Origin of the sequence: Burkholderia sp. KCJ3K979 (genome assembly GCF_016759955.1) — a bacterium.
GTDB lineage: Bacteria > Pseudomonadota > Gammaproteobacteria > Burkholderiales > Burkholderiaceae > Burkholderia > Burkholderia orbicola.
The window spans coordinates 1-8886 of sequence record NZ_JACFYV010000251.1 but is presented as its reverse complement, the minus strand read 5'-3'; the positions used below and the strand labels follow the sequence as shown (position 1 = coordinate 8886).

The 8886-nt window shown below is 72.1% G+C and carries 4 protein-coding genes; all 4 read right to left on the bottom strand.

From position 1 onward, the window contains the following. Positions 1 to 283 (bottom strand): alternative ribosome rescue aminoacyl-tRNA hydrolase ArfB (gene arfB / locus H3O04_RS31220; RefSeq protein WP_202589155.1); only part of this gene is annotated, 283 nt, incomplete at its 3' end. Further along, on the bottom strand, positions 280 to 2595 hold the full coding sequence (locus tag H3O04_RS31215) for an AAA family ATPase (RefSeq protein WP_202589154.1): 2316 nt from the start codon (positions 2593 to 2595) through the stop codon (positions 280 to 282). The genes H3O04_RS31215 and arfB, both read right to left, overlap by 4 nt. Continuing rightward, complete coding sequence (gene recB / locus H3O04_RS31210; protein WP_202589153.1) at positions 2592 to 6299, bottom strand: exodeoxyribonuclease V subunit beta; 3708 nt, start codon at positions 6297 to 6299, stop codon at positions 2592 to 2594. The genes H3O04_RS31215 and recB overlap by 4 nt, the downstream gene beginning before the upstream one ends. Then, on the bottom strand, positions 6296 to 8886 hold a 2591-nt coding region (locus H3O04_RS31205), incomplete at its 5' end, for an exodeoxyribonuclease V subunit gamma (RefSeq protein WP_202589152.1). The genes H3O04_RS31205 and recB, both read right to left, overlap by 4 nt.

Genomic DNA, 8886 nt, shown 5'->3' with positions numbered 1-8886 from the left:
CGCTGCCGATCAACGTATCGAGCCGTGCCAGCGCGGCCTCGCGGTTCTTCTCCTGCGTCCGATATTCCTGCGACTTGATCACGACGATGCCGTCGCGCGTGATGCGCTGGTCGGACAGCGCAAGCAGCCGCTCCTTGAGGACCGGCGGCAGCGACGACGCGCGAATGTCGAAGCGCAGATGAATCGCGCTCGACACCTTGTTCACGTTCTGCCCGCCCGCGCCCTGCGCGCGCACGGCCGTCCATTCGACCTCGGCCGGATCGAGCGTGTAGCGAATCATCATCGCGAAACCTCCGTGCGGCGCCGGGCAAGCGCCTCGTCGACGCGGGCCGCGAGCCCCGAATCGCGCTGCGTGCGTGTCGCGACCGCCTGCGCCAGCACGCGCCGCGGCCCGATCACCTGCACGCGCGTGCGGGCGCGCGTGACGGCCGTATAGACCAGCTCGCGCGTCAGCACCCGGCCGAACGACGCGGGCAGCACGAGCGCCGCCTCGTCGAATTCCGAGCCCTGCGACTTGTGCACCGTCAGCGCGAACGCCGTTTCGTGCGGCGGCAGCGCAGCCGGCGACACCGCCCGCGCGGTGCCGTCCGCGCGCCGGAACCACACACGCAGCACGCCATGCGCGTCGGGCAGCGCGATGCCGATGTCGCCGTTGAACAGCCCCAGCGCGTAGTCGTTGCGTGTGACCATGATCGGCCGCCCGGTGAACCAGTGCGCGCCGACCGCGAGCGGCACGCGCGCCGCATGCCGCACGTGCGCGGCCACCAGCGCATTGACGTGTTCCGCGCCGCGCGAGCCGCTGCGGGTCGCGCACAGGATCCGGAACCGGTTGAGCGCGTCGAACAGCGGCAGCGGATCGGGCGCCGGCGCGGCCAGCGCATCGCGCAATGCGTCAAGGTAGACGCCGAAACGCCGGGCGAGCCGCTCGACCGTCGACGACGCCAGCGTGTCGCCCGCATCGTCGTGAAACGATGCGGCGGCCGAATCGTCGGCGGGCAGCGCTTCGAGCGCCGCCTGCACGTCGCCGCGGCGGATCGCGAGCGACAGCCGCCCGATCGGCGAATCGAGACCGAAGCGGTAATTGCGTTCGAGCCATACGACGCAGTCCGCGAGCGGCGCCGCGGCGGGCGTGCCGGTGGACGCGGCTGCGGCTGCCGCTTCGCCGGCCAATGGCGATGCGGGCGCCGTCATCGATGCAAGCGCCGCATCGCCTGCGTCGAATGGCGGCAGCTCGACGGTGTCGAGCCACGCGAGTTCGTCGGCCTCGATCCAGGCCGGTGCCTTGCCGTCTGGTGCGCCGGCATCGGCGGTCAGTGCCGACTCGGCGCGCGGGGGCGGCGCGATGTCGGTCGACGACACTTCGTCATCCTGCGGTTCGTCGTCGAACAGCGACGCCTGTCGCGCATCGACTTTCGGCCGCGGCGCCGATTTGCGCGAAACAGGCGCAGATGCCGATGGCGACGCCGGGGCCCGTGCGGACGCGGACACCGGATGCGCGGCCGGAACCGCTACCGGCACCGCCTCGTCCGGCGCCGGCAACGCCGCGACGAACGTCGCCTCGTCGATGCCGAGCGCCTGCGCGATGCGCGCGCGCGCCGCGGCGGTGAACGCCGGCCGCGCGCTCAGCTCCGCGAATACGGCGCCGGCCTCGACCGCCGCCAACTGGTCCTTGTCGCCCAGCAACACGAGACGCGCACCGGGCGCGAGCGCGTCGAGCAGATGCGCGGCGAGCGCAACGTCGATCATCGACGCCTCGTCGACGACGATCAGGTCGTACGGCAACGGATTGTCGCGATGATGCCGAAAGCCGGCCGCCCCGCCGCCGCCCAGCAGCCGATGCAGCGTGTACGACGTGTCGGGCAGGCGCGCCGCGAGCTCGGGCGGCAGATCGCCGGCGCGCGCGTGCAGCGCCTCCTGCATCCGCTGCGCGGCCTTGCCGGTCGGTGCGGCCAGCGCGATGCGCAGCCCCGGGTGCGCGTCGAGCAGACAGGCCAGCACGCCGACGACGGTCGTCGTCTTGCCCGTGCCCGGCCCGCCGCTGACGATCGTCACGCGGCCGGTCAGCGCGACGATCGCCGCGACGCGCTGCCAGTCGACTTCACCGGTGGCCGGCCCGAAGTAACGGGCGAGACTGTCGCGCAACCGGTCGGGCGACAGGCCTTCGTCCGGCGCGGCGACGCCGGCCTGCGCGACGAGCGCATCGGCGAGCCGCCGTTCGTAATCGAAATAGCGCGACAGGTACAGGTGATCGAGCCGGTCGACGATCAGCGGCCGCTCGTCGCCGCGCGCAAGCGTGCCGAACGCGACCACGCCGCTCGCGGCAAGCGCCGCGCGGACCTCGCCGAGCGGCGCTTCGTAACGCAGTGCAAGCGCGCCAAGCGCGACGCACACGTGGCCGCTCGCGGTCGCACGGCTCGTCGCGAACGCGGCACGCGCCGCCCAGCGTGCCGACGCGGACGGCGCACCGGCACGTCGCGCCAGGTCGCCGATGCGGCGCGCGAAGCCTTCCGCGAGCGCAATGCCGAAATCGGCCGGCTCGGGCAGCCGCGCGACGAGACCGCCGGTGAATTCGAGCATGTCGTCGGATGCGGTCATGCGCGGCCCCCTTCCATCATCCGGTCGAGTGCGTCGACGAGCGCGCGGGCGGGCCGCCGCGCATGCACGCCGGCCGGCTCGCCGCCGCTGCGCCAACCTGGCCGCACGCCGCGCACGAACAGGTACAGGTAACCCGCGATATGCGTGTCGTAGTCGTAATCCGGCAACCGGCCGCACAGGTAGCGATGCAGCGCGACCGTATAGAGCAGCGCCTGCAGGTGATATGCGTGATCGGCCATCGCGACGTCGAGCGCGCGCGGGCCGTAGGCGTCCGGTGTCGTGCCGAGGTGGTTCGACTTCCAGTCGACGATCCAGAAACGGCCGTCGTGTTCGACGATCATGTCGATGAAACCCTTGATGAAACCGGCGAGCGTGCCCGCCTCTAGTGCAACGTCCGGATAACCGTGCGCGACCAGTAGCCGGCGCAGCGCCAGCAGGTCCAGCGACGGCGCCGGAAACAGGAAACCCATTTCGTCGAGCCGCTTCGCCGGATCGAGATCGACGAGCCGCATGCCCGGCACGAGCTCGGTGTGCACGACGTCGTCGACGAGCCGCACCATCATCGCCGGCAGACGCGCCGCAAGCGCCGGCTCGGCCTCGACCGGCCGGTCGTGCAGCGCGCCGAGCGCGGCCGCATGCCACGATTCGGGCTCCGTGAACCGGCTGAGTTCGAACAGGCGGTGCAGGCATTCGCCGGCCGCCGCGCCGCGCGGGAACACGAGGATGTCGTCGTCCGGCGGGTCGGTCGCAACCGTATCGGCGAATATCAGTTCGCCGTCCGGCGTTACCGCGGCGAGCGCATCGTGATCGGGCCGCAGTTCGTCGTCGGGCACGGCCGCGACGCCCGCCTCCTCGCGCGCCATCGACGCGGTCAGCGAGCTGAAGCTCGCCATCCGCCACGCATCGCGCAGCACGCGCGTCGCATGGCGCGCCGCGAGCGTCTGCGACGCGTCGTGCCCGGCCGCGAGACGCTCGCGGCGCGCGGGCACGGGCAGCGGCGCGACGCTCACGGGGCCGCCCGCGAGCGCGCGCCATGCCGCCTCGAGCGCGGCTTCGTCGGGCGGCTCGTCGAGCCACGCATCGAACGCATGGCCGGCACCGGCGACGAGCCAGTTGAGCACGCTGCGCCGCGCTTCGCGCGTCGAACGCGACGACAGGTAGGGCCCGGCGACGACATAGCAGCGATACACCGCGCGCGTGAGCGCCACGTAGACGAGCCGCGCGCGCTCCGCAGCCTGCTCGCGCAGCGCCTGCCGCGCCGCGTGCGCGGCCGCTTCGTCGTCGCATCCGTAATGCAGCACCGCATCGCCCGCGTCGTCGTGATACTCGCGCGCATCGGGCAGCGCGGAAGACGGCGGCTCGCGCAGCCCGCCGTCGTTGAGGAACGGACAGAACACGACCGCGTATTCGAGCCCCTTCGACTTGTGCACCGTGACGATCTGCACGAGGTTTCGATCGGATTCGAGCCGCAGTTGCGCTTCCTCGCCGCCGCCGTCCAGCCGTTGCGCGGCCAGCCAGCGCAGCGTCGGCGCGATACCCGGTTGCGCGGACGCCCGTGCCTGCGTCAACTCGGCCAGATGGTTGATGTCGGTCACGCGACGTTCGCCGTCCGCACCGCCCATCAGCCGTTCGGCGATCCGCAGCTCGCGCGTGAACGTGCGCCACATCACCGCGAAGCCGCGTTCGCGCCACAGCAGCCGATACCGCGAGAAGCGCTCGACCCAGCTCATCGCGTCCGCACTGTCGGCCGCCGACGCGCCGGGTGGCGCATCGCCGTCGCCCTGCTCCATCCGCCACAGCGCGCCGGCATCGAGCCCGAACCAGTCGGACGCGAGCGCCGCGCGCAGACGCCGCAGGTCGCCTGGCGCATCGATCGCCGCCAGCACGCGTTCGAGCTGTTCGGCGTCGCCGGTCGAAAACACCGACGCCTGAGCCAGCTCGACGCTGCCGATGCCCCACGTCGCGAGCACGCGCTTCACGAGGCTGCCCTGCCGGTGCGTCTGCACGAGCACCGCGATGTCGCCCGGCGACAACGGCGACTCTCCCAACCGCACTCGCCCTTCACGCGCGCCGCGCATCAGCCGCGCGATCTCGGCCGCGCAGGCCTGTGCAGCCTGCGCCTGCGCATCGCGCTTGAGCAGCGTACCTTCGCCGCCCGGCAGCGCCCACACCCGGAAATCGCCGGCCGGGCCCGGATCGGTCTCGTCGACGAACGGCGCACGCACACGCGTGCCGGCGCGCACCGCGTAATAGTCGAGCCCGTCGAGCACAAACGCGCGCGGATTCGACAGGAAGAAGCGGTTGCACGCTTCGACGATCGCGGGTGTCGAGCGCTGGTTGACCGCGAGCGTGTAGCACGCGCTCGCCCGTGCGCGCGCGGCGAGATAGGTATGCAGGTCGGCCGCGCGGAAACTGTAGATCGCCTGCTTCGGATCGCCGACGAGAAACAACGGGCCGCGCGGCGCGAAGATCCGGTCGAAGATCGCGAACTGCAGCGGATCGGTATCCTGGAACTCGTCGATCAACGCGGCCGGATAGCGCGCGCGCAGCGTCTCGGCGAGCCACGAATGCGCGTGCAGCGCGTGATACAGGTTCGCGAGCAGGTCGTCGAACGATACGACGCGCCGCGTGCGCTTGCGCTCGGCCAGCTCGCCGGGCGCCATGTCGAGCCATTCGGCGATCAGCGCGAGCCAGCGCGCGCGCTGCGCGGCCTCGGCTGCGGCCACGGCCGCTTCGAGCGCGTCGGCCACGTCGAAGAACGCATGTGCGGGTGTCGCACCGCCTTTTTTGGTCGCCTTCGTCAGCGCGGTTTGCGTGAGCTTCAGCGCGGCTTTCGGCAGCGCGGCCGTCGCGTCGCCCTGCTCGAAATGCACGGCCCACGCGGCGAGCGCATCGGCAACCGCGTCGGGCTTGTGCGAGCGTTGATTCAGTACGGGCTGCGCGGCGCGCAGCAACGCATCGATCGCGTCGCGCTCGGCCGCCCACATCCGCGCCGCCTCGGCGAAGCATTCGGCCGCCGCTGCTTCGGCTGATTCGTCCGGCTCGGTCACGCCATCCCAGCGCAGCGCGGCGAGCGGCTTCTTCAGCCGGCGTGCAAGCTGTGCATCGAGCGCGGCCGGGCCGGCGCCCGATTCGACGAGCCAGGTCGCGAAGCCCGGCCAGCGCGCGGCCGCCGGTTCGACACGCGTGCGCCAGAAATCCGCCGCGAGTTCGAAGCGCAGCGACGCATCGTCGGCCTCCATGTCGAACGCGAACGGCATCGCGGCCGCGAACGGCGCTTCCTGCAGCGCGCGCTGGCAGAACGCGTGGATCGTATGGATCGCCGCCTGGTCGAACGCGCGCAGCGCGCGCCGGATCCGCTTCGCGGCCGTCTCCGAGTCGAGCGCGCCGTCATCGCCGAGCGTGGTCTCCAGCAGGCGCGCGATGAACGGATCTCCGCCGTCGTCACCCGTGTCGAGCGCATGCGCAAGCTGCGCGAGCCGGCTGCGAATCCGCTCGTGCAGCTCGGCCGTCGCCGCTTTCGTGAAGGTCACGACGAGGATCTCGTCCGCGCCGAGATCCTTTTCGAGCAGCAGGCGCACGTACAGCGCGCAGATGTTCCAGGTCTTGCCGGTGCCGGCCGACGCCTCGATCTGGTTGACGCCGTCGAGCGGGCAGGCGAACACGTCGAGTTCGAGCGCCTGCTGCTGCGACACGGCGCTCATGCGACCTCCTTCAGATGTTCGACGAGCGGCTCGAACACGAGTCGCGCGAGCGTGCCGAACGGCTCGTCGAGCGACGGATGCGCGCCGCGCCACGCGATCGCGATGGCCGGGTCGTCGGCTTCGCTCACGACCCGCTCGTTGATCCACACGCTCGCGGCCTTCGCCTCGCCGTCGGATACCCGCGCCCACGCACTGCGCGGGAAAAACCGCAGCGGCATGCGCCGCCCCGCGCGAAACAGCGCGGCCAGCGGCGCGAGCCGTTCGAGCGGCGCCGCGACGGGCGTCAGCTCGAACGCACCGCCGCTGCCGAACCACAGCGTGCGGCGCGGGCCGCCGGACTCGATCGCACAGTAGACGAGATGCGCGAGCCACGCGGACAGGTAATCGCGCGCGCTCGGCCGCGCATAGCGGTAGATGACCTGCCCGGCCGGCGTCAGCCGGTTCAGCGTGCCGTGCAGTTCGAGCGGCGCGCTCACCGCGTCGGCCGCCAGCATCGCGTCGTCGGCGCCGAACAGCGCCTGCTCGGTGTCGGGCCACTTCGGTGCGACGATGAGCGAGAACGGCCGCCGCTCGATGCCGTCGGCCAGCGCACGGCGCACGTTCGACGCAAGCTGCGTCATCGAACCGAGCGCCTGGTCGCGCCACACCGCCCCCGTCGCGCCGCCGGGCAGTTCGGGGCTCGCGTCCGCAATGCGCAGCGCGTGATCGTGCACGCCACCCTCGCCCGCTTCGATCAGGAGCGGCAGCACGCGCTCGGCCAGCGCGTCGCTGCCGGCAAAGTCCAGCGCGAATGGCTCGGTATCGAGCAGTTCGGCCTGTGCGTCGGCGAGCACGATGCCGAGCCGGCCGCGTAGCAACGCACGCGCCGGATGCCGCCAGAAGCGTTCGAATTCGCTGAACGCGACGGGCTCGACCGGCTCGGCTGGCAGCGGCTGCGCGAAGAACGGCTGCTCGCGCGGCTCGCCGCGCGACGCTTCGGCGGCCAGCAGCGACGCGAGCGTCGCCCGCTCGGCGTCGTACGACACGAGTTCGCTGCCCGGCTGGAAATACGCGGCCGCGAACGGTTGCAGCGGATGCTCGACGATGAACGCGCGCCGTGCGGCATCCACCGCATCCGGTGCGGCGCCGGGCCCGGCCGTGACGATCGCCAGATGATCGAGCAGCTCGTCGACGAGCGCCGCGGGCGGCAACGGCGCATTGTCGCGGATGCTGCGGCCCGTATAAGCAATCAGCAGGCGGTCGCGCGCGGCGAGCAACAGGTCGAGAAACAGATTGCGCTCGTCGTCGCGACGCTGCCGGTCGCCCAGCTTCGGCAGCACGGCCATCAGGTCGAATTCGTCCGCGCGCGCGAGACTTGGCAGCACGCCATCGTCCATCCCGAGCAGGCAGACGACGCGATACGGCAGCCCGCGCAAGCTCGTCAGCGAAGAGAACGTGACGCCGCCCCACGGCACCCCGCCGCGGGCCGGATCGTCGAGCGCCGCGGCGAGCCCCGCGCGCACGACGGCCGCCGGCAACGCCTCGTCCGGCGCCCCTTCCGTCATCGCGGCCAGCATCGCGTCGAGCGCGTCGCGCACGCCGGCCAGCGCGTCGGCATACGCGGCGCCCGAATCGAAGAAGCGCGCGAGCGTGTCGGCAAACAGTTCGCTCCAGCCGCGCGGCGTGTGCGACTCCGCGAGCCGCCGCGCGAAGCCGTCGAGATCGTCGGTAAACCGTGCGAGCCGGCCGAGCAGTTCGGCCTCGCTGCCGGTGGCCGCCTCGATCGGCAGCCATGCGCCGATCGGCGCCGCGCCTTCGGGCATCGCATAGCCGAGAAAGAGCCGCGCAAGCGCATCGGAGAACGTATGGCGCGGCGCGGGCACGGCCGCGTCGTCGCTCGCGAGCGGCGACAGCCCGCGCCGCGCGCCGGCGGCCGCGAGCCAGGTCTGCACCGTTTCGAGCGCGGCCGCGTCGATGTCGTAGCGCGCGGCCACCGCATCCACGCGCAGCCATTCGACCAGCTCCGGCGCGCCGACCTGCCGTTCCGGCAACGCGAGCCAGTCGAGCAGCACGCGCGCGACCGGGTTCGCCTGCGACGGCGGCAGGCCGGTGATCCGGTACGGCACCCGCGCGCCACCAGCGCCGGCCGTGCCGAACACCGCGTCGATCAGCGGCCCGGCCGCGGCGAGATCGGCGACCGCGACGAGCACGTCGGACGGCTGCAGGCTCGCATCGGCGTCGAACCAGGCAAGCAGCCGGTCGTGCAGCACCTCGAGCTGGCGTGCGAGGCTGTGGCACACGTGCACCTCGATCCCCCGCTCGACCGGCGTGTCGCCGATGTCGGCTTCCGGCTGCAATTCGAGGATCGCGTTCTGCACGCGCGCGAGCCAGGTGGGCGCGGGATTCTCGACGAAACGCGACGCATCGCCCGACGCGGCGCTTTCGGTCAGTTCGTGCAGCATGTGCAGTTGCGCCTGCGTCTGCCTGCCCCATTCGGCGAGCAGCGGATGACCGACCTCCTGGTAGTCGCGCCGCCCCGCAGCATCGAGCGCCTCGGCATGCGCGGCGGTCACGATGTCGAACCAGAATTCGCGGCACGGGTTCAGCG